Source organism: Microbacterium sp. GXS0129 (genome assembly GCF_044769785.1).
In the GTDB taxonomy this organism is placed as follows: domain Bacteria; phylum Actinomycetota; class Actinomycetes; order Actinomycetales; family Microbacteriaceae; genus Microbacterium; species Microbacterium nymphoidis.
Map to the genome: position 1 here is coordinate 264819 of NZ_JBIZVZ010000004.1, position 22091 is coordinate 286909.

General features: G+C 70.2%; 12 protein-coding genes. All 12 read left to right on the forward strand.

Going from position 1 to position 22091, the window contains the following annotated elements; genetic code table 11:
* Positions 1 to 49 precede the first annotated feature (49 nt).
* The 12 genes from rpoC to ACIQJ5_RS13760 all read left to right on the forward strand — a co-directional run bounded on the left by rpoC (position 50) and on the right by ACIQJ5_RS13760 (position 22039).
* Entirely contained in the window at positions 50 to 3931 is a 3882-nt protein-coding gene (rpoC, locus tag ACIQJ5_RS13705; protein WP_231091516.1) for a DNA-directed RNA polymerase subunit beta', read from the forward strand.
* 129 nt (positions 3932 to 4060) lie between these two features.
* Positions 4061 to 4231 carry a hypothetical protein gene (locus tag ACIQJ5_RS13710; protein ID WP_231091517.1) on the forward strand — a complete coding sequence of 57 codons (171 nt, stop codon included), beginning with the start codon at positions 4061 to 4063 and terminating at the stop codon, positions 4229 to 4231.
* 136 nt (positions 4232 to 4367) lie between these two features.
* Positions 4368 to 5840, forward strand: coding sequence for a hypothetical protein (locus tag ACIQJ5_RS13715; protein ID WP_231091518.1), 1473 nt, complete (start codon positions 4368 to 4370; stop codon positions 5838 to 5840).
* A complete protein-coding gene (locus tag ACIQJ5_RS13720; RefSeq protein ID WP_402844779.1) occupies positions 5840 to 6304 on the forward strand; it encodes a hypothetical protein in 465 nt (154 codons plus the stop codon). Before ACIQJ5_RS13715 ends, ACIQJ5_RS13720 begins: the two co-directional genes overlap by 1 nt.
* 188 nt (positions 6305 to 6492) lie before the next feature.
* Positions 6493 to 7155: a spermidine/putrescine ABC transporter substrate-binding protein gene (locus ACIQJ5_RS13725; protein WP_231091520.1), complete on the forward strand. Its 663-nt coding sequence runs from the start codon at positions 6493 to 6495 to the stop codon at positions 7153 to 7155.
* A 174-nt stretch (positions 7156 to 7329) separates the two neighbouring features.
* The gene (locus ACIQJ5_RS13730; protein ID WP_231091521.1) at positions 7330 to 8451 is read left to right on the forward strand and encodes a serine/threonine-protein kinase; all 1122 of its coding nucleotides are present in this window, start codon (positions 7330 to 7332) and stop codon (positions 8449 to 8451) included.
* Complete coding sequence (locus ACIQJ5_RS13735; protein ID WP_402844781.1) at positions 8451 to 14486, forward strand: Ig-like domain-containing protein; 6036 nt, start codon at positions 8451 to 8453, stop codon at positions 14484 to 14486. Before ACIQJ5_RS13730 ends, ACIQJ5_RS13735 begins: the two co-directional genes overlap by 1 nt.
* Before the next feature lie 27 nt (positions 14487 to 14513).
* Positions 14514 to 15479: a MoxR family ATPase gene (locus tag ACIQJ5_RS13740; RefSeq protein ID WP_231091523.1), complete on the forward strand. Its 966-nt coding sequence runs from the start codon at positions 14514 to 14516 to the stop codon at positions 15477 to 15479.
* Complete coding sequence (locus ACIQJ5_RS13745; RefSeq protein ID WP_231091524.1) at positions 15476 to 16843, forward strand: DUF58 domain-containing protein; 1368 nt, start codon at positions 15476 to 15478, stop codon at positions 16841 to 16843. Before ACIQJ5_RS13740 ends, ACIQJ5_RS13745 begins: the two co-directional genes overlap by 4 nt.
* Entirely contained in the window at positions 16840 to 19323 is a 2484-nt protein-coding gene (locus ACIQJ5_RS13750; RefSeq protein WP_402844783.1) for a transglutaminaseTgpA domain-containing protein, read from the forward strand. Before ACIQJ5_RS13745 ends, ACIQJ5_RS13750 begins: the two co-directional genes overlap by 4 nt.
* The gene (locus ACIQJ5_RS13755) at positions 19320 to 21290 is read left to right on the forward strand and encodes a DUF5684 domain-containing protein (RefSeq protein ID WP_402844785.1); all 1971 of its coding nucleotides are present in this window, start codon (positions 19320 to 19322) and stop codon (positions 21288 to 21290) included. Before ACIQJ5_RS13750 ends, ACIQJ5_RS13755 begins: the two co-directional genes overlap by 4 nt.
* A complete protein-coding gene (locus ACIQJ5_RS13760) occupies positions 21287 to 22039 on the forward strand; it encodes a hypothetical protein (RefSeq protein ID WP_231091527.1) in 753 nt (250 codons plus the stop codon). Before ACIQJ5_RS13755 ends, ACIQJ5_RS13760 begins: the two co-directional genes overlap by 4 nt.
* The last annotated feature ends 52 nt before the right edge of the window (positions 22040 to 22091 follow it).

Genomic DNA, 22091 nt, shown 5'->3' on the forward strand with positions numbered 1-22091 from the left:
TCAGATCCCTCCACCACCACAAGATTTCAGAATCGACACAGGAGAACACGTGCTCGACGCCACCACATTCGATTCGCTTCGCATCGGCCTGGCAACTGCTGACGACATCCGTCAGTGGTCGCACGGCGAGGTCAAGAAGCCCGAAACGATCAACTACCGCACCCTGAAGCCCGAGAAGGACGGTCTGTTCGGTGAGCAGATCTTCGGTCCTTCCCGCGACTGGGAGTGCGCCTGCGGTAAGTACAAGCGAGTCCGCTTCAAGGGCATCATCTGCGAGCGCTGCGGCGTGGAGGTCACCAAGAGCTCCGTCCGTCGCGAGCGCATGGGCCACATCGAGCTCGCTGCACCCGTCACCCACATCTGGTACTTCAAGGGCGTTCCGTCGCGCCTCGGCTACCTGCTGGACATGGCGCCGAAGGACCTCGAGAAGGTCATCTACTTCGCCGCGTACATGGTCATCTCGGTGGACGAGGAAGCGCGTCACCGCGACCTTGCGACCCAGGAGGGCAACATCCGCCTCGAGCTGAAGGCTCTGGCGGACCGTCGCGACGCGAAGATCGCCGACCGCCTGCGCAAGCTGGAGGAGGAGCTCGCCGCTCTCGAGGCGGAGGGTGCCAAGGCAGACCAGAAGAAGAAGGTCAAGGACGCCGCCGAGAAGGAGATGTCGCTGACCCGCAAGGGCACCGACGAGGCGATCGCCAAGCTGGAGCGCGTGTGGGAGGACTTCCGCACGCTGTCCGTGGGCGACCTGAAGCCGGAGGACGACGTCTTCCACGAGCTGCAGGACCGCTTCGGTCAGTACTTCCAGGCCTACATGGGTGCTGAGTCCATCAAGAAGCGCCTGGAGACGTTCGACCTCGCCGCTGAGGCGGAGTCGCTGCGCCTGCAGATCTCCGAGGGCAAGGGCCAGCGCAAGATCCGTGCGATCAAGCGCCTCAAGGTCGTCTCCTCGTTCCTGGCCACGGGCATGTCCCCGGCCTCGATGGTGCTCGACGTCGTCCCGGTGATCCCGCCGGAGCTGCGTCCGATGGTGCAGCTGGACGGTGGCCGCTTCGCGACCTCCGACCTCAACGACCTGTACCGCCGCGTGATCAACCGCAACAACCGCCTCCGTCGCCTGATCGACCTCGGTGCCCCCGAGATCATCGTCAACAACGAGAAGCGCATGCTGCAGGAGGCCGTCGACGCGCTGTTCGACAACGGCCGCCGTGGTCGCCCCGTCACCGGTACCGGCAACCGCGCCCTGAAGTCCCTCAGCGACATGCTGAAGGGTAAGCAGGGTCGTTTCCGCCAGAACCTGCTCGGAAAGCGCGTCGACTACTCGGGACGTTCGGTCATCATCGTCGGCCCGCAGCTGAAGCTGCACCAGTGCGGTCTGCCCAAGCAGATGGCCCTGGAGCTGTTCAAGCCGTTCGTGATCAAGCGCCTGATCGACCTTGGTCACTCGCAGAACATCAAGGCCGCCAAGCGCGCCGTGGAGCGCACGCGCCCCGAGGTGTGGGACGTGCTCGAGGAGATCATCCGCGAGCGTCCCGTGCTGCTGAACCGCGCCCCCACGCTGCACCGCCTGGGTATCCAGGCCTTCGAGCCGCAGCTCGTCGAGGGTAAGGCCATCCAGCTGCACCCGCTCGTGTGCGCCGCGTTCAACGCTGACTTCGACGGTGACCAGATGGCTGTGCACCTGCCGCTGTCGGTGGAGGCACAGGCCGAGGCCCGCATGCTCATGCTGGCGTCGAACAACATCCTGAAGCCGTCCGACGGTCGTCCGGTCACCCTGCCCTCGCAGGACATGATCATCGGCCTGCACCACCTGACCACGGTCAAGGAGGGTGCGCTCGGTGAGGGTCGCGCGTTCGGCTCGGTCGCTGAGGCGATCATGGCCAAGGACGAGGGGACCCTCGACCTGCAGGCCAAGGTCCGCATCCGCATTCCGGGTCTGACGTTCCTCGAGGGTGACGCCCCGGAGGGCTACGACACCCACGGTCTCGTGGATGCGTCGCTCGGTCAGGTCACCTTCAACGACACGCTGCCGAAGGGCTACCCCTTCGTCCGCGAGCAGGCCGACAAGGGCAAGCTGTCGCAGATCGTGAACAAGCTGGCCGAGGAGTACCCGAAGGTCGAGGTCGCCGCTGCGCTGGACCGGATCAAGGACGCCGGCTTCTACTGGGCAACCCGTTCGGGTGTGACCGTCGCGCTCAGCGACATCCTCACCCCGCCGAACAAGGCCGAGATCATCTCGAAGTACGAGAAGCTCGCCTCCAAGGTGCAGGGCCAGTACGAGAAGGGTCTCGTCACCGACGCCGAGCGTCGTCAGGAGCAGATCAAGATCTGGACCGAGGCGACCGACGAGGTGCAGGCGGCGATGCGCGCCAACTTCCCCGAGGACAACACCATCAACCGCATGGTGTCGTCGGGTGCTCGTGGTAACTGGCTGCAGATCCGTAACATCGCTGGTATCCGAGGCCTGGTGAACAACACCAAGGGTGAGATCATGCCGCGTCCAATCATCTCCTCGTACCGCGAGGGTCTGTCGGTGGCCGAGTACTTCACCGCGACGCACGGTGCCCGTAAGGGTCTGGCCGACACCGCTCTGCGCACCGCCGACTCGGGTTACCTGACCCGTCGTCTGGTGGACGTCTCGCAGGATGTCATCATCCGCGAAGAGGACTGCGGCACGAGCAAGGGTCTGGACTACGTCATCGCGAAGGCGGACTCGACCGGCACTCTGGTGCGCGACGAGAACGTCGAGAACTCGGTGTTCGCCCGTACCCTCGCCATCGACGTCGTCGATGCTGCGGGCACGGTCATCGCGACCGCCGGTGAGGACGTCGGCGACGTGCTCATCGACAAGCTGATCGAGGCCGGTGTCGAGAACATCAAGGTCCGCTCGGTGATGACCTGCGACTCCGCCGTCGGCGTGTGCGCGCAGTGCTACGGCCGTTCGCTGGCCTCCGGCAAGATCGTGGACATCGGTGAGGCCGTCGGCATCATCGCCGCCCAGTCGATCGGTGAGCCCGGTACCCAGCTGACGATGCGTACCTTCCACACCGGTGGTTCCGCGTCTGCTGACGACATCACCCAGGGTCTGCCCCGTGTGCAGGAGCTCTTCGAGGCTCGTACTCCGAAGGGTGCTTCCCCGATCGCCGAGGCGACCGGTCGCATCACCATCGAGGAGACCGAGAAGCAGAAGAAGGTCATCCTGACGCCCGATAACGGTGACGAGCCGTACGTCTACCCGGTCCTGAAGCGTGCCACGCTCCTGGTCGAGGACGGACAGCACATCGAGGTCGGTCAGGCGCTGCAGGTCGGCACGCTCGACCCGAAGGAGGTCATGCGCGTGCAGGGTGCCCGTGCCGCGCAGAAGTACCTCGTCGGCGGCGTGCAGGGCGTGTACCGCTCGCAGGGTGTGCCGATCCACGACAAGCACATCGAGGTCATCGTGCGCCAGATGCTGCGCAAGGTCACCGTCGTCGACCACGGCGACACCGACCTGCTGCCCGGTGAGATGGTCGACACGCGTCGCTACCAGGACCTCAACCGTGCTGCCGTGGCCGAGGGCAAGCGCCCCGCGTCGGGCCGTCCGGAGCTGATGGGTATCACGAAGGCGTCGCTCGCGACGGAGTCGTGGCTGTCGGCCGCTTCCTTCCAGGAGACCACCCGCGTCCTCACGCAGGCGGCCATGGAGGGCAAGAGCGACCCGCTCGTCGGCCTCAAGGAGAACGTCATCATCGGTAAGCTCATCCCCGCCGGAACCGGACTTGCGAAGTACCGCAACGTCGTGGTCGAGGCCACGGAGGAGGCGAAGAGCGAGCGGTACCCCAACCGCATCTTCGCGTCGGACGGTGCGTACTCGGGCGACGACCTGAGCTACGTCGACTTCGACAGCTTCTCGACGGACGACAACTTCACCACGCCCGGTACCTACAACTGAGCATGAGGTGAACCGCAGGCCCCCGGCTTCCCGCCGGGGGCCTGCGGCGTTTCCGCCCACCCCTTGTCCTGCTCGGGTTTCTCGCGTGTGCGTCTGGGACGAATGGGCGCGGGAGCGTAGCGTGGGGGTATGGGGCGAGTCGGGGGACGAAACGTGCCGATGATGATCATCGGCATCGTGCTCAGCGTCGCGGTCGTGATCGTGCTGTTCGTGATCGCGCTGCCCATGTGGCCCGCCGCCGGACTCTGGATCGGATCGATGATGCAGGCCGTCGCCGATTTCATGCGCGGCCAGGGCTGAACGAACTCGCCGACGTCGCCCGCGCACTTACGGCAAGCCTCAGGCCCAATGGCCGAGGCCCGCACTACCCTGAATTGCACAGCAGGCACGAATGCGCTGCAGGAGTGCACCGTCCAGCACGTCGAGGAGAAGTCTGATGAGCGAAACGCCGAACTCGCCCTCCGGGGACGCCGCGGGCGAGCCCGTGGAGGAGACCACCACGGGTGCTGATCTGAACGAGGACACCGTGGCCGAGGAGCAGTCCGCCGCCGAGGACGCTGTCCCCGCGGCCGACTCCGACGACGACGCCGCCTTCGCGGCCAGCGTCGCCGACGAGATCGCCGCGGCCAACGCCGGCGTCGTTCCCGCCGCCGCGCCCATGCCCCCGGCTGCCCCCGCCTCCGTCGTCGCGGCGGACAACGTGGACGCCGCCCGTGCGGCCGCAACCTCCGAGGCCCCCTCGCCCGATGAGGCGCCGGCCGAGCCCGCGACGGCCGATGCCGTCGACGCCACCCCTGCCGACGATTCGCACCCGGCCGGAACGCCGGCGGTCACCCCCGCGTCGTTCGCGGACGAGGATGCGCCCGACGCCATCGCCGACCCCGACGCGCCGGCCGACGGCGCGGCCTGGAACGCCGCCGCAGCGGCAGCGGCGGCCACCGAGAGCGCCCGCGCAGCCGAGGAAGCCGCCGACGCCGCGGTCGCCGGCACCACCGCGAAGGCCGACACCGACGCAGCCGCTGAGGCCGGCACGGCCGCTGACTCCGCGACGATCGCCGATTCCGGCACCACCCCCGATGCGGATGCGCCCGCGCCGTCGGTGGCATCCGACGTCGACCGCGCCCGCGCCGCTGCCGCAGCGATGAACGACGACGACGACACGCCCTGGTACGACCGTCCCGAGGTCGTTGAGGCCGCGGCTTCCCTGCCGTCCCCGGTGGCGGACGCGCCCACTACCGCCGTCGACGCGCCCACCACCGCTCTGACGCCGCCCGCGGCTGCCGCAGCCGCTGCGGCCACGACGCCCGTCGCCGAGCCCGCCGCCACCGGCGTCACCGCGGGGCCCGCACAGATCTTCGTGCAGGCACCGGAGGAGCCCGCCAAGCGCGGGAACCGTGCATTCGCGGGTGTCGTTGGCCTCATCGCCACCGTCGTCTTCGCGGTCCTCTACATGGCGGCGACCCTGCTCCCGCGCGGCGGGGAGGTGCTCACCAGCTTCGATGCGCTCGGTGCAGCCGCGCTGACGGAGGTGGCATCGCCCGGCTTCTGGATCCCGGTCGCCACCTTCTTCCTCGCCTTCTGGCTGCTCGGCGCCATCCTCAACACGGCCAAGTGGGGGTACTGGGTGGTGTTCGGCCTCCTCGTGGGGCTGCTGTCGCTGGCGGGCCACGTGCTGGGCCAGATCATCGCGGCCAACCCCTGGCTGATCACGCCGACCCAGGCTCTGGAGCTCGCTCGCACCTCGGTGTTCTCGGTGCCCGGCCTGGTGGCGCTCGTCATCGGCCGTGAGCTGCCGGTGTGGTTCGGCGGATGGATCGCGCGCCGCGGCCGCAAGGTGATCGCCGCGAACGCGGAGGCGCAGGAGGAGTTCCAGCGCATCCTGGACGCGGGTCCCCAGCTCGCCAGCTGATGACTGACACGAACCGCGCCCGGCCCCTGATCTACACGGGGCTGGGCGCGGTCGTCTTCGTCGCGCTGGTGATCGTCGGCTTCGGTGCGCTCAGCTACGCCACAGACACGGAGGTGATCGCGGCACCCGGGCTCGGTCCGCTTCCGGCCGTGATCGGTATCGCCGCGGGGACCATCGCCTTCGCGGGCACCCTCCTCGCGCGCTCGCTGAACCGCCCGGGACTGGGGGCTGCCGCGCTCGCCGCGGTGCTGGCTTCTGCCGTGCACCTGCTGGCGGTGTCCGTGGCCGTGCTCTTCACCGTTCCCGGCGCCGCCGCAGCCGTCGCGTCCCACCTGGTGCTCGGCGGATACAGCGTCCTCGTCTTCCTCGCTGGCCTCCTCGCCGGAGCGCTCACCGTCGTCGGGTTCCGTGCGGGCACCGGTACGCCGCAGTGGCCGTGGGAGAAGCACGACGACGACGAGTAGGCGACCGGACCCGCATGGCCGGGCGCGCGCGAGGCGGGGAGTGGATGCGGCGGGCGGCGACGAGTCGGGAAGCAGCGGCGTGATCCGCCACGGGCTTCGGGAGCTCGGGACCCCCGCGATGCTTCGGCTCCGTGCAGATCCGGACGCGAATCCGTCCGGATCGGCGCTTCCTGCCCTACGGTGGGATCGTGGAGCGGGAGCTCGAGGCGCAGGTGAGCCATGCGGTGGACGCATGGCTGCGCTGGGTGCCCCGGTGGCACCCGCAGAGCCATCGTGGACGCACCGCGGTGTGCAAGCGCTGTTTCGGCTCTCCCATCCTGCTGGCCGCGGGGCTCGGAACCGATGTTCCCCACGGCGTGCAGCACGGCATCTCCACACGCATGAAGACCGTTATCGACGCGGCGGTGGGGGAGTACACGGCCCGCAATCTGCCGATGCTCCAGGCGGAGCTGGACCAGCAGGCCGCGCGGAACCGAGCGCGTCGCTACCGGCCGGGCGATGACCTCGAACCCGAGTTCGACGGCATGCCGCTGGATCCCGACCCGGAGCCGGGCGCGCCGTTCCTCTTCACCGTCGCAGGACTCGCCGCGGAGGTGGATGCCGATGTGCCGGCGCTTCCTCCCCTCAGCGAGGAGGAGAAGGTCGCCCTGCGTCAGGAGGTCGCACTCGCCGACGAGTACGCCACGATGGTGGGCCGAGAGGTCTGTCGCATCCTGGTGGGTCATCGGCTGCGGATCTCCCAGGCCGTCCAGCAGTACGTCGAGCCTCAGATCGCCGACATCATCGCCGAGCTCGCCAGGTCCCTGGACGCGCCCTTCGATCCCCGCGACGGCACACTTCCCGACGCCTGAACCCGTCCCGCTGCCGGGTGGGGTGGTGAGGGAAAGCGGACGATGGAGGGCGGCCCTGTTACCATGACGGCATCCGGATTTCACGCCCGTCGAGGGCGCGCCGCCGCGGCCGACACGCGGGAAGCGTGCACCCGACGATCAGGTGCGACCGGGACGAGGTAATAGGGGGTGTCGATGGCCAAGCGCGTGCTTTCTGCACCCCCGGTACTGGCAGGACTCACTTTCGTCCGGCCGCTTGGCTCCGGCGGATTCGCCGACGTCTTCCTGTACGAGCAGGCCATGCCACGCCGTTCCGTGGCGGTCAAGGTGCTGCCGAGCGACGTCGCCGACGCGGAGCTGCTGCGCATGTTCAACGCCGAGGCCGACGTGCTGGCGCGCCTGTCCGCCCACCCCTCCATCGTCACCGTCTACCAGGCGGGCATCTCCGCCGACGGGCGCGCCTACATCGTGATGGAGTACTGCCCGGGATCCATGTCCCCCCGGTACCGCAGCGAGCGCATCCCGGTGGCCGAAGCCCTGTCGGTCGGTGTGAAGATGGCCGGTGCGCTGGAGACCGCGCACCGCGCCGGGCTCGTTCATCGCGACATCAAACCCGGCAACATCCTGACCACCGCGTTCGGCGCCCCCGTCCTCGCCGACTTCGGCATCTCCTCCTCGCTGGCTCGCGCCACCCCGGACGGGATGATGGCGATGTCCGTGCCGTGGACCGCGCCCGAGGTGATCGCCGAGCACACCTCCGGCGACGTCGCCAGCGAGGTCTGGGGTCTCGGCGCCACCGTCTACTCGCTGCTGGCCGGTCACTCGCCGTTCGAGCGGGCCGAGCAGGGGCAGAACTCGCGTGATCAGCTGCGCAGACGCATCCTGCGCGCGTCGTACACGAGAATCACCCGCTCCGACGTGACCGACTCGATCCAGAACGTGCTCGCGACGGCCATGGCCCGCGCGCCGCGAGAGCGCTACCCCAGCGCACTGGCCTTCGCCGAGGCGCTTCGCGCGATCGAAGTGGAACTGGGGCTCCCGATGACACCGCTCGAGGTGGCCGAGGACGTCTGGGCGGCTCCCGGCGTCGATTTCGAGGACGCATCCGCTCGCGGACACATCCGCGCCCACGTCCCCACCCCGTCCAGCCGCAAGGCGCGGCCCACCGCGGAGCTGTCCGGATACGCCCGCTCCGATGACGAGGGCATCGGCACCGCGCGCCGCCCCGGCGTGCGCTGGGGCTGGATCGCCGCGGGAGCCGTGGTCCTCCTCGCCGCCGGTATCGGCGGTGGCGTTCTCCTCGCAGGAATGCTCTGATGTCCTCCAACACACCCACCAGTCCTTCTCGTCGTGGCCCGATCCTCGCGGTCGGGGGCGGTGCGCTCGCCGTCGCCGCCGTTGTCGGCGCGACGATCGTGTGGCCCGGGCTCGACGCCCACGAGGCACCGCCGGTCGATGCGGCGATCTGGGCGCTGCAGACCGCCGACGGACACCGCTATGCGCGGGTGAACACCGCGATCGGTGAGCTGGACACCGTGCGCGACGTCGCGAACCCGTCGGCGATCGCCCAGACCGCCGAGCGGGCGTATCTCTACTCCGGAAGCTACGGCAAGCTCACCCCGATCGACGCCGCGATGCCCGCGGACCTCGACGATGAGACCCTGGCGGCATCCACCGCGACGCCGTCCGGCACCACCGAGGCCACCGTGGCCGGTGACTACGTGGTGTACCGCACCGAAACCGGTGGGGTCTACGCCGGGCTGCTGGCCGACGCACAGCCGATGCGGATCGACCCCAACCCGGAGCCCACGCCGGATCCGAGCGCCTCTCCGACGGAGGCGCCCTCGGATGCGCCGGAGTACACGGCCGACGCCGTGGCGCTGAGCCCCGACGGCGTGCTGTACGCCTACACCGCGGCCACCGAGTCGGTGCTGCGGTACAGCGTGCGTGATTCGCGTGTCCTGGGAACGGATCCCGCCCCGGGCGTCGGCGATGAGCCCGCCATCACCGGTGTGGGCGATGACTGGGTGATGCTCGATGCCGACGGCACGATCATCGAGAGCCGCGTGGCCGGCGAACGCAGCATCGAGCCGGTGGGATCCGCGGTCCTCGCCCGATCGCAGAAGTCGGGCACGGACACCTACATCGCCGATTCGTCCGGCCTCTACCGGGTGCCGCTCGACGGCACGGCGGTGGAACGCGTGGTCGGCTCCTCCGACGAGGAGATCGGCACGCCCGCGCGACCGACCACCCTCGGTGACACGATGGTGGCGGCCTGGCTGGCGAGTGATTCGGGCGTGCTGTGGCGCGACGGCACCGGGCAGCAGCCGCTCGACTTCGGGGGCCAGGTCCTCGAAGACACGCGCCGGCCGGTGTTCGCGGGGACCGCCGATGCCCTGATCCTGAACGAGACCCGCTCCGGCTGGGTGTGGACCGTCCCCGACGCGAAGCTGCTGCCCTCGAGCCAGAACTGGGTCGTCGAGGACGCCGACGACCAGAACGCCGAGGAGAGCGAGATCCAGTCCGAAGTGGTGCTGGATCCGAAACCTCCCGTGGCGGAACCGGACGCCTTCGGCGTACGAGCCGGTGCCGTCTCGTCACTGCCCGTTCTGCTGAACGACCATGATCCCAATCAGGACGTGCTGAGCGTGGATCCGGGATCGGTCACCGGCCTCGATCCCGCCTTCGGCAGCGTCACGGTGACCGATGGCGGCGGCCGGCTGGCCGTGACGGTGGCCGCCGATGCGCAGGGATCAGCCACGTTCAGCTATCGCGTGACCGACGGCACCTCGGCGGATGGACTGTTCTCCGAATCCACCACGGTCACGTTGACCGTCGCGGCGGAGGACGAGAACACCGCGCCGGAGTGGTGCGGAGTCGAGGGCTGCCTCGCCACCTGGCCCGAGCCGGAGGTCAGCCCCGGCGGCACGGTGACCGTGCCCGTGCTCAACGCCTGGGTGGACGGTGAAGGCGATCCGCTGGTGCTGCTGTCCGCGCGGGCCCCCGACGGCATCGCAACGGCCGCGGTGACTCCGGCCGGCGAGGTGGTCTTCCAGCATGCCGACCCGTCCGACTCGACGACGCAGGTCGTGCCGGTGGACGTGACCGTCGCCGATACGCGCGGCAGCATCGCCGAGCGCACGCTGAAGGTGAAGGTCACCCCGACGCCGGTGCTGTCGGCGCAGTCGTTCACCGTGGTCGACAGCCTCGGAATGGACGAGCCCATCGATGTCTCCGGCCACGTGCTGGGTACGGCCGGAGAGCTGTCGGTCACGACGGTACAGGTGCTCGACGACGCCGATGCTCAGGCGTCCCTGGGAGCCTCCGGCACCTCGTTCGATTTCTCCGCGTCCCAGCCCGGAACCTACCGTGTGAAGTACAGCGTGAGCGACGGTCGCTCGGAGGCCAGCGCCACGGTGCGCGTGACGCTGCTCGGTCCCGATGCGGCGGCGCAGCTCGCCACAGCGCCCGTGGTGGCGTTCCTGCGGCCGCAGGAGGACGCGACGGTGGATGTTCTGGCCGCCGTGTCCAACCCCACCCGCCGCGTGCTGCTGATGAGCGGGATGACGGTGATCCCCGACGAGGGTGCCAGCCTCCAGGTCGACGCCGTCGCACAGAACTTCATCCGGGTCACGGGATCCACGCGCACCGGGGATCCCGGCCGCCTGGGCGTCGTGAACTACACCGTCAGCGATGGGTCCTCCGATGCGGGCGCCACCATCACCGGACAGGCGACGGTCTACCTGCTGCCGCCGGCCCTGGATCTCGCGCCCATCGCGGTCGATGACCGCGTGGTCGTGCGCGCCGGATCGCAGATCGACATTCCCGTGCTCGAGAACGACGTGGCCCCGTCGGGTGCCGCACTGTTCCTGGATCCGTCGTCCGTGACGGCGACCGGGCCGAACGTCCTCGCCTTCGCCGCGGGGGACACCCTGCGCTACCTCGCCCCGACCACTCCCGGCACCTACAGCGTGGAGTACGCCATCGCGCCGGCGGGTGCTCCGTCGCTGAAGGACACCGCCACCGTCACCGTCACCGTGCTCGGGGACGAGGCCAATCACGCGCCCGCGCCGAAGCTGCTGGCGGGTCGCGTGCTGTCGGGGCAGTCGGTGCGCATCGACTTCGATCCCTACGGTGTGGACCCGGACGGCGACGACGTGCGCCTGGACCGCATCCTCACGCAGCCGGCGCGGGGATCGGCGGCGATCTCCTCCGACGGCGCCGCCATCGTCTACGTGTCCACTCCCGGCTCCGCCGGTGGTCAGGACTCCTTCACCTATCAGGTCATCGATGCGTTCGGGGAGAAGCGGACCGGCACCGCCCGGGTCGGCGTGCTGGACCAGCAGTCCAATCCCAGCCCCATCACGTTCACGGACTACGTGCAGGTGCAGCAGGGCGCTGAATCGATCATCCGGGTGCGTCCCGTCGACAACGACATCGACCCCACCAACGGCACGCTGGCGTTGACCAACGTCACCCCCAATCTGTCCGAGCGGCTGCAGGGCGATGCACCCAACCCGGAGTACGATCGCTGGTCTTCGCTCATCCGCACGATGGACGACTCGGTCGTGACCATCGCGGCGGGCACCGAAACGGGCACCATGTCCTTCCTCTACGACGTGACGTCGTCCTCGGGCAACACCGGACGCGGACTCATCGTGGTGAAGGTGGTGCGGGAGACCGTTCCGGACTATCCCGTGGTGGCCGACACGCTGCTCACGGTGCAGAACCGCGACAGCTTCGCCTCCGGCGTCGACGTGCTTTCGGGCAAGGTCACCTGGAGCGGTGGAGACGCCTCCACGCTCAGCCTCAAGGCATGGGGAGGCAAGGGAACCGGTGACGTCTCGGTGAACGGGCAGAACATCACCGGCCAGCTCACCGACAAGGCGCGCGTCGTCCCCTTCGCGGTCACCGGCGATCTCGCGGACGGCACCCCGATCACCACCTATGCCTTCGTGCGCGTTCCCGCGGCCGATGATGTGACCGTCTCGCTGCGTCCGGGGATCCCCGCACAGGAGGTGCGGGAGAAGGAGGCCGTGACCTTCGACATGGCGTCGCTCGTGGTGATGAGCCGCAACAGCGAGCTCGAGGTCAGTCCGGACACCGCGGCCACCGGCGTGCGCGCACAGGCCACATGCACCCCCTCGGGCGGCACGAACATCACCTACACCGCGGGCGAGGGCCCGCCGTGGAACGACATGTGCGTGGTCCCGGTGCGCGCCGCCGGGCAGGAGGACTGGGCGTTCCTCTCCGTACCGATCCACGTGCAGGCCCTGGACCCCGTCCCGATCCTGCGGTCCGCATCGGTCACCGTCACGCCGGGATCGAACGACTCCTTCGACCTGGCCAGCATCACGTCCTGGGAGGGACGCGAGGACAACGCGAACATCCGGTACGCGATCGACGCGCCAGCGGGTGATTTCACGGTTTCGCAGGAGGGCAGCGTGGTCAGCTTCCGCGCCGCCGACAGCGCGCTGCCAGGACGGGAGACGGCGGTGCTCGTCTCCGTGACCAGTCACCCCGACGTCGCACCCACCCGGCTGATCCTGCGCGTCGGTCAGGCGCCCTCCACGCTGCCGCGCGCCGGCAACGTGCAGCAGCAGTGCAGTCAGAACGCCGGCTCGTCCTGCACCATCCGGGTGACCGGCGCCGCAGGTGAGGTGAACCCGCTGCCGAGCACACCGCTCGTGCTGGTGGCGGCGTCCGCATCCAGCGTGTGTGCGGGCGTCACCTTCGAGGCGATCGACGACGACAATGTCCGGGCATCGTGGACGCAGGACGCTCCGGGCGGCACGTGCACCGCCAACTTCCAGCTGCGAGACGCCCAGGACCGCACCACCAACGGCGACCGCCAGGGCACCGTCACGCTCGATCTGCTCGGCTATCCGCGCGCACCCGCGTCCATCTCGCAGTCCGCCTTCGGCGACGGCTCGGTGACGCTGCGCGTCGACCCGGGCGCCGCGCGCTCGTCCTACCCCGCGGTCAGCGGGTTCGCCGTGACCACCGGGGGAACCGCGGTGGTCAGCTGCAACGCTGACGGTGTGTGCCCGGCGTTCGAGGCGCCCAACAACGAGCAGCGCACCTACGACGTGGTCGCCGTCAACTCCGTCGGCAACTCCCGCGCCGCCGCCTCCACAGTCGCATGGGCCTATCGTCCGCCCGCTGCACCCGCTTCGGTGGTGGGCGTCCCCGTCGTCTCTCCCGACACGGACGGCAAGAAGGTGCAGCTGACGATCACCGGCATCGATGCGGCGGGCACCGACAATCTGCTGATCTCTGCGCCCACGGCCAAGCAGATCGACGTGGAGGTGAAGGATCGCACCACCATCACCACGGAGTTCCTCGTCGGCTCGAACTCGCCCACGCTGGTGACCGTGCAGCCGGTGACGAAGTCACCGGTGCCGAAGGGTGAGGGTGAGGGTGCGACGACGGGCAAGTCGATCAGCACGAATACGAACGGGATCGGCGCACCAACGCAGGTAAAGCTGACGGCGACGTCGGAGGAGATCGACTTCCGGACCGCTCGCGTGACGGCAACCGCCACGGCGACCCCCGGCGGTGCCGGTGGAAAGCTCCTGTACGGGATCGTGGAGAAGGGCGAGGAGTGCTCGGCGACGTCGGCGCAGCCCTCGCGCGTCTTCGAGAACGTCGCGGCGAACAAGAAGCACACCTACCTCGTGTGCGTCGACAGCGTGTACGACGACAAGGTGTTCGGCAGCGCGACCGCGGAAGCCCCCCTCGACATCCGCGGCGGCAAGCAGGCCCCGAAGGGCTACACCTTCCGGGTTGACGGCGTCCCCGACGTCGGCGACCGTGACGCCCGCTGGATCATCCGCGATCAGCCCAGCGGAACCGCGGAAGAGGGCTATCACGCGGAGTTCCGGGGTTTCCGCTCGGATGTCTTCGGTGCCGACCCGAATATTCAGGTCCAGTGGGTGAGCGACCTCTACCCTGACAGCGCGACGGACTGGGGCACCGTCTCGCCGGCGAAGGGATCCGCGCCCTATCAGGTGCACGCCTGGTGGAACGTCGCGTGCCAGTCCGGTGGTGATGTCGCCGTCGCCGTCGACTACGAGGGCGGCGGCAAGAAGCCGAACATCGTCGTGGACAAGACTCAGGCCCGCTACTACGACAAGCGGGGTCGCCAGGTGTTCCCGGGCATCCCGTCTCTGCCGACGCCGGACCCGAGCGGCACTCCCACCGAGGAGCCGACGACCCCTCCGGACACCGGCGGAGAGGTCCCGGCGAAGGCCGTCCGCGTCGAGGGGATCATCATCCACGTCGACTGGGACAGCACCGGCTGGGGGCTGGACCCCGTCGATCTCGACAACGTCTCCGCCAAGTGCGGCTGAACACAAACAGCACGATCAAGGAACGACATGACCATTTCGCAAGAGCAGGCCACCTGGTTCGCACAGACGTTCGGCCAGCTCGCCGACAACGTCGAGCGGGCGGTGCTCGGCAAGCGCCCGGTGGTGGAGCTGGTGCTCACCGCCATGCTCAGCGACGGGCACGTGCTGCTGGAAGACGTCCCGGGAACGGGGAAGACCTCGCTGGCGCGCGCCCTCGCGCAGTCGGTGCAGGGTACTCACACGCGCATTCAGTTCACCCCCGACCTGCTGCCCGGTGACATCACCGGCATCACCGTCTACGACCAGAAGCGCGGCGAGTTCGAGTTCCACGCCGGTCCCGTCTTCGCCAACATCGTGCTGGCCGACGAAATCAACCGCGCCAGCCCCAAGACGCAGGCGGCGCTGCTGGAGGTGATGGAGGAGGGCTCGGTCACCGTCGACGGCGTCTCGCGCACCGTGGGCACCCCGTTCCTCGTGGTCGCTACTCAGAACCCGGTGGAACAGGCCGGAACCTACCGGCTTCCGGAGGCGCAGCTGGACCGGTTCCTGATGAAGACCTCGCTCGGCTACCCCGACCACGCGGCCACGCTGCGGATCCTCGACGGGGCCGCAGTGGAGACCGCGAAGCTGCATCCCGTCGTCACCCCGCAGACGATGGTGTCCATGGCGGACCTGGCGCAGGAGGTCTACGTCGACGCGCTCGTGCTCGACTACATCGCCCGTGTGGTGGATGCCACGCGCGGCGCCGACCAGGTGCGGCTGGGGGTCTCGATCCGTGGGGCGCTGGCGCTGACGCGCGCCGTGCGCACACGCGCTGCGAGCCAGGGACGCACCTACGTCGTCCCCGACGACGTGAAGACGCTCGCCGGCCCGGTGCTCGCACACCGCCTCATCCTGCACCCCGAAGCGGAGTTCGACGGGGTCACCGCGGAGGCCGTCATCGGTCAGGTGATGCTGGAGGTGGCGCCGCCCGTGCAGCGCGCATCCGCATGACCGACGAGTTCACCGACCGATCGCACTCCCAGTCGCGGTCGCGATCGCACACCCAGACGCGTACGCGCACCCATGTGCGTGCCGGGCGACGCAGCGCGTTCCTGCGCGCCTCGCTGGCGGTGCTGGCCGTGGCGCGCCGGCTGGGGGCGGTGCTGCGCCGGGCGCGCGACGAGATCTCCCGCACCGTCACGCCGGCGGGCTGGATCGCGGTGGTCGTCGCGCTGGGCGGGTTCTCCCTCGGATGGCTGCTGGGATGGGCCGAGGCGATCGTGGCCGGCATCGTCTCCATCGTGCTGCTGCTGCTCGCGGTCCCGTTCCTGTTCGGCGCACGCCGGTACGACGTGCGGGTGCATCCGACAGCGGATCGCGTGGTCGCCGGCGGCAGCGTCAGCACCGGGGTGACGGTGCGCAACACCGGCACCCGCGCGGCCCTGCCATCGCGGCTGGATCTGCCGGTGGGCGACGGGATCGTCGAGGTGGAGGTGCCGCTTCTGCGCCCGGACGCCGACGTCACCGAAGACGTCGAGATCCCCACCCCGCGCCGCGGCGTGATCCGGGTGGGACCTGCCACCACCGTGCGGGCCGATCCCCTCCGGCTGCTGCATCGCGAACACGAGTGGGCCGACGTCCACGAGCTCTACGTGCATCCGCGCACGGTGCCGGTGCCGGCGACGAGTGCCGGCATCGTGCGGGATCTGGAGGGGAATCCGACCTCGCGCCTGGTGGATTCCGACATCTCGTTCCATGCGATCCGTGAGTACGCCCCCGGCGACGCTCAGCGGCAGATCCACTGGAAGTCCACCGCCAAGACCGGTCAGCTGATGGTGCGCCAGTTCGAGGAATCACGACGCGCTCGCACCGCGATCGCCCTCAGCGTGGCTGCGGCGGACTACCTCGATGAAGACGAGTACGAGCTGGCCGTCAGCGCCGCAGCGTCTCTCGGCGTGCAGTCGCTGCGCGAGGGCCGTGACCTCGAGATCGTCGCCGGTGCCGAGATCCCGCGTGTGGTGCGAGGACGCCTGCGGGCCTTCCGCCAGCTGGGCGCGGTGAGTCCGCGGAGCCTGCTGGACGAGTTCTGCCTGGTGGACGCGCTGGAGAACACGATGGCCCTCGAAGAGGTGTGCGCGCTGCAAGCTGAGGAGAGCAGCGGCCTGTCGATCGTCTTCCTGGTGTGCGGCTCGCGGCTCCCGCTGGAGCGCGTACGGCGGGCGGCGCTGGCGTACGGCCCGGAGACCACCGTCGTCGCCGTCGTCTGCAACGAGACCGCGCACCCCCGCGTACGCCCGATCGGAGACGTCTACGTGATGACGATCGGCGTGCTCGAGGATCTCGGTGCGCTGCTGGGACGAGGAGCGGTGCGATGAGCGACGCTCTGAGTCCGAAGGGCCGCGCCACCTCGCGCACGGTGGTGGCAGGCAGCGTCTTCGTCGCCGCTCTCGCCGCGCTCGGCATCGTCGCCGCGTGGCCGATCTATGCGTCGCCGTCCTTCCTCTGGGCCGCGGGGGCGGCCATCATCGCGGGCGCGGCGATCGCCGTGCTCTGGGTCTGGCGGCGTCTGCCTGGGTGGCTGGTGGCCGTGCTGCTGGTCGCGGCATGGCTCGGCCTCGGCCTCGCGCTCGGCGTGCCGGAGCGCTGGGCGTCCGGGCGCATCTGGCCCGATGGGGTCGTCGATGTGCTGCTTGCACCGGTCACCGGCTGGAAAGACCTCATCACCACCCCGCTGCCGGTCGGCTCGTATCGCAACCTCCTGGTGCCGGCGATCATCGTCTTCCTCGTGAGCGTGTCTGCGGCGCTGCGGCTCAGCTGGCTACCCGCGTCGCGATCCGGGTTCGCCGTCCCGGTCGCGGCCGCCATGCCCGTCTTCGGGCTCCTCTTCGGGCGAACGAGCACGTCGTCCCCCCTGCAGCTCGGGCCGTTCACTCTTCCCGCGCCCGTCGAGACGGCCGTAGGCGCGTCGGCGCTGCTCGTGAGCGTGCTGTGGCTGTCGTGGCGAGGGCGGGATGACCGGCGGGAGGCGATTCGCCGCGCCGAGCGGGCGACGGGCGTCCGCGGCTCTCGACGGGGCTCGCGTGGCAGCGTCTCCCGCGCGGCGCTGGCCGCCGCAATGGTCGTGGTGGCTCTCGCTGCGGGTGTGGTCACCACGGGACCGGTCGGACAGAGCCGTGTGCGTGAAGTGCTGCGCACCTCGATCGGGCCGGATCTCACCGGTGACGATGCCATCAGCCCGCTCGTCACCTACCGGTCCTCGTTCGCCGATGACCGCTTCCCCCAGGTCCTCTTTCGCATGACGAGCGTCGACGCGCTGCCGGAGCGCATCCGCCTGGCCACGCTCAGTGCGTACGACGGCCAGACCTATCAGCTGGGCGACGGCGCCGAGGGGGCGTTCCAGCGGGTGCCGTCGGTGCTGGATACCCCGCCGGGCGAAGCCTCCACCGTCACCTTCACGGTGGAGGCCCTGCGTGGCGTGTGGCTACCGACGTTCGGCGCGCTGCGCCAGATCGGTTTCAGCGGATCGGGCGCTCCGATGCTGGCCGACGGGTTCTACTACGATCCGCGCACGAGCAGTGCCGTCGAGTCCGCCGGTGTGGCGACCGGCGACACGTACACCGTCACCGCGGTGACGCCCGCGTCCCCGGATCTGCAGACGCTGCCCGCTCCCGGTGCCTCACCCCAGGTGGAGCTTCCGGCCCAGATGGAACGCTGGCTCGACGCCCAGGCGCCCTCGCGAGACGGTGCGGGGCTGCTGTCGGTCATCGGGGCGCTGCGCGAGCGGGGCTATCTCAGCCATTCCCTGACGATCCCGGACGGGACCACGCCCGCCTGGATGAGCGAGCTCGGCGACTACGGATTCCGCCCGTCGGCGGCCGGGCACTCGCTCTCCCGCATCGACAAGCTCTTCGCTCAGCTCAACGAACGCGCAGCGCAGGCCGCAGGAGAAGCGCCCGGCGCGTCGCTGGTGGCGGCCGTGGGAGACGACGAACAGTTCGCCGTGGCCGGAGCGCTGATCGCGGAGCAGCTCGGATTCCCCGCCCGCGTCGTCGTCGGATTCCGCACGGACGACCCGACCCTGCCGTCCTGTCAGGACGGTGCGTGTCGCGCGGGCGATCTCTCCGCGTGGATCGAGGTGGCGGTGGCCCCCGGGACGTGGGTGAGCGTGGACACCAGCCCCCAGCACACGGCGTCTGTCGAGACCCAGAACCGTCGAGAGCGTGATCCGGAGAACATGACGGACGTGCGTCCGCGCAACGCCGACGAGGTGTCTCCTCCGGATCCGCAGAACCAGGATGCTGCCACCGCCGAGGAGCCCGCACCGCCGCCCGCGCCCGAGATCGTGGACTGGACGCTGGTGCGGACGGTGGCGATCAGCCTGCTGGCCCTGGTCGCGGTGCTCGCCCCGTTCCTCATCGTGCTCATCGCGAAGGCTCTCCGTCGCCGCGGTCGGCGCCTCGCCGAGCCGGCGAGCGCCGTCGCCGGCGGCTGGGAGGAGTACGTGGACACCGCGGTCGATACCGGGCGTCCGGCACCTGCCGCTCGCACCCGTCACGAGGTGGCGGAGCTGTATGCGACCCCGCAGGCGGGGGAGCTGGCCACGCTCGCCGATCGTGCCGTGTTCTCCGATGAGCAGCTCACACCCGAGGAATCGGAGCAGTTCTGGCAGATCGTGGCCGATGAGCGACGAGAACTGCGCTCCTCGGTCGGATGGTGGCGCCGGGTGCGTGCCGCCGTATCGTTGAAGTCACTGTTGCGGCAGACGTCCGCACGCGCTGTGGGCACCGATGCATCGGGCGCGGCGCGAGGTTCGGAGAGGAGGAAGCGCCGCGCACGCGGCGCCGGAATGTCATGAGTGCAGACATCATCGCGCTGACGGCGAGCCTCATCCTTGCGATCCCCGTGTATCTGTGGATGTCGCTCGCGGCCGTCGCCGTCTTCCGCAAGGCCGGAGCGGAGACGTGGCCCGCCTGGATTCCGGTCTACAACGTGTGGGTGCTGTGCTCGCTGGCCGGAGTCACCCCGTGGCTCGCGCTGCTGTGCCTCATCCCGCCCTTCATTCCGATCGTCTTCCTTGTGATCGGTATCCAGCTCAGTCCGCGGTTCGGGCTGTCGCCGGCCTGGTGCGCGCTCGCGGCGGTGTGCCCGCCCGCGTATCTCACCGTGCTCGGCTGGGGCAGCGCCCACTGGGACGGTCCCGCAGCGCAGCCGCACGCCCCGGCCGTCGGTGCGCCGTCGCCGCGTCCGGACCTGGACTGGCTCTCCACCCCGCAGCACACCTCGTGGAACGGCGTCTCCGACGCGACGGAGATCGCGGCCCCGGCCGCGGGGCTGCTCGGCGAGTCGGTGTCGGACACCGTGCGCGCGGATCTGCCGGCGACGTCCTGGGCACCGTCGGCTTCTCCGGCATCCCCCGCACCCGCCAGCCCCCTGGGCGCGACGCCGCCCGCCTATCCCGCAGCACCGCCGCTGAGCGTGAGCCTGCCGGATCCGATAGAGACCGAACAGACACCCGATTGGCGCAACCTGTTCGCCTCCGTGGCCGATGTGCCGGGTGCGGCCGCGGGCTCGGAGCCGGCTCCGCAGGTTCCGGCATCTCTCACCGAGGCGCCCTATGTGCCCGAGCCGGCCGCCCCCGCCGCCGATCCGTACGGTCGGGCGGCATCCTCGCCCGGACTGGCGCCGACGTTCTTCGAGTACACCGGTGCCGCCGCCGCTGCGGGAGCGTCGGTTCCGCCGGCGTCCGCTGAGTCCGCCCCGCCCGCGCGGCCCGCGGAGGAGCCTGCTGCAGCGCCGTCGCCTGCTGCCGCGTCGTCGCCTGCTGCCGTGCCGTCGCCTGCTGCCGCGTCGTCGCCTGCTGCCGCGTCGTCGCCTGCTGCCGTGCCGTCGCCTGCTGCCGCGTCGTCGCCTGCTGCCGTACCGTCGCCCACCGCCGCGCCCTGGACGCCGCCCGCTGCGGCTGGTGCCGCGCCTCCCGCCGCTGACTTCCGTGCGCCCGCCGCGGACGTCACCGCCGCGGACTCCGACGCCGCCGCGTTCGCACCGCCCGCGGCTCCCGTCGTCCCGACCGCATCGCCGGTCGTTCCGCCGGAGGCTCCGGCGCCGTCCGGAGGCGCGACGCGTATGCGTGAGGACTCTGAGGTGGTTGCGGAGGCCCGCGCCAGCGCGGTACCGCACTCCGGCGTGACACCTCCGGCGCAGCAGCCGGCGCCCGACCCCGACGAGCCGTACCGCCCGATCGTCATCCCGGGCCCGCCGGTGAGCCCCGTCCCGGATGCGGCATTCGCTCCCGTAGTGCGCCGCAACGATCCGCCGTCCGAGTTGAGCGAGTCGGCCCTGGACTACTCGCAGGAGGTGTCGGCCGTGATCGGCGCTCCCGATGCCGGTGCGCCGCGCGCGGCGCGGGAGTCCGTGTCCGCACAGGCGCAGCAGCTCGCGCCGGCTCTCGACGAGGGCGACGACTTCGAGGCCACCCAGCTTGCGTCCCGTCGTCGCCCGGTGTGGACGCTCACACCGCCGCTGGGCGGGGAGATCGTCCTCACCGCGGAGGCCGTGGTGCTCGGCCGGCGTCCGGCGGAGAGCGATGAGCGCGTCCAGAACGTCCCGGTCGCCGATGGCACCCGGACGGTGTCGAAGACGCACGCGCGACTGGACCTCATCGACGGTGTCTGGTGGATCACCGACCTCGCCTCCACCAACGGTGTCTTCCTCATCGACGAGAGCGGTGCAGAGCAGGAACTCCGCTCGGGAATCCCCGCGGTGCTCACCGAGCGCTTCCTGCTGGGAGACGCGGAACTGCGGATCACCCGGGCGACGGCATGACCTCCGACCCGGAGGACCTCGACGACAGCACGGTGCGCGCGTCGCGTCGTCGGCAGCCGGTCCCCGCGGAGACGCCCGCGGATCTCGAGGAGACCGTGCTCGGACAGCGCCGCCGAGCGGATCGCGCACCGGAGCCCGACCGTGATGCGGTGGAGGACACCGTGCTCTCCGCACGACGGCGAGGACCGGCGCCCGGCGGGTCGGACGAACCGGTCGATGACGAGACTCTCCTGTCGCCGCGGCAGCGCCCGTCCGCGCAGCCTGAGCCGGACGCCTTCGCGGACGAGACGCTGCTGTCATCACGACAGCGGGGGGACGATGCCGACGACACCGTAGCCGTGCCGCGTCGGCGCTCGACGCCGGCGCCCGGGACGGGTGCTGCGCCAGAGGAGGACGATCCGATCCTCCGATGGTCTCCGGCGTCGAGCGATGACGTCCGCCGCTCCGCCGCGCCACAGCGGACGCCGCAGGATGACGTGATCGACGACCAGATCCGTCGCCGCGTGGCGAGCACACCCGAGCCCGCGATCCTGCGCGCGCCGTACCGGCCCCGCATCGTCGACACCCCGCCCGTCAACCGACTGGAACCGGTGGCGCGGGAACCCCGCGAACCGGTGAACACGGCCGCCGCAGACTCCCGCAGGCGCGCCGACTCCCGTCGCACGCTGATCGCCGTGATCGCGGTCGGCGGTGTGATCGTCCTCGCCGGGATAGCGGGCATCGTGGCGCTGCTCACCGGGCTGCTCTGATCCGCTCGTCGCGGGCGCAGAACCTGTGCCCGCCAGCGCAGAGATGTTAGTG

Coding starts and splice junctions, on each gene's coding strand:
- ACIQJ5_RS13750 (WP_402844783.1), top strand. CDS start 16,840: ATGAGCGACGCTCTGAGTCCGAAGGGCCGCGCCACCTCGCGCACGGTG.
- ACIQJ5_RS13710 (WP_231091517.1), top strand. CDS start 4,061: ATGGGGCGAGTCGGGGGACGAAACGTGCCGATGATGATCATCGGCATC.
- ACIQJ5_RS13740 (WP_231091523.1), top strand. CDS start 14,514: ATGACCATTTCGCAAGAGCAGGCCACCTGGTTCGCACAGACGTTCGGC.
- ACIQJ5_RS13755 (WP_402844785.1), top strand. CDS start 19,320: ATGAGTGCAGACATCATCGCGCTGACGGCGAGCCTCATCCTTGCGATC.
- ACIQJ5_RS13715 (WP_231091518.1), top strand. CDS start 4,368: ATGAGCGAAACGCCGAACTCGCCCTCCGGGGACGCCGCGGGCGAGCCC.
- ACIQJ5_RS13735 (WP_402844781.1), top strand. CDS start 8,451: ATGTCCTCCAACACACCCACCAGTCCTTCTCGTCGTGGCCCGATCCTC.
- ACIQJ5_RS13720 (WP_402844779.1), top strand. CDS start 5,840: ATGACTGACACGAACCGCGCCCGGCCCCTGATCTACACGGGGCTGGGC.
- ACIQJ5_RS13760 (WP_231091527.1), top strand. CDS start 21,287: ATGACCTCCGACCCGGAGGACCTCGACGACAGCACGGTGCGCGCGTCG.
- ACIQJ5_RS13730 (WP_231091521.1), top strand. CDS start 7,330: ATGGCCAAGCGCGTGCTTTCTGCACCCCCGGTACTGGCAGGACTCACT.
- ACIQJ5_RS13745 (WP_231091524.1), top strand. CDS start 15,476: ATGACCGACGAGTTCACCGACCGATCGCACTCCCAGTCGCGGTCGCGA.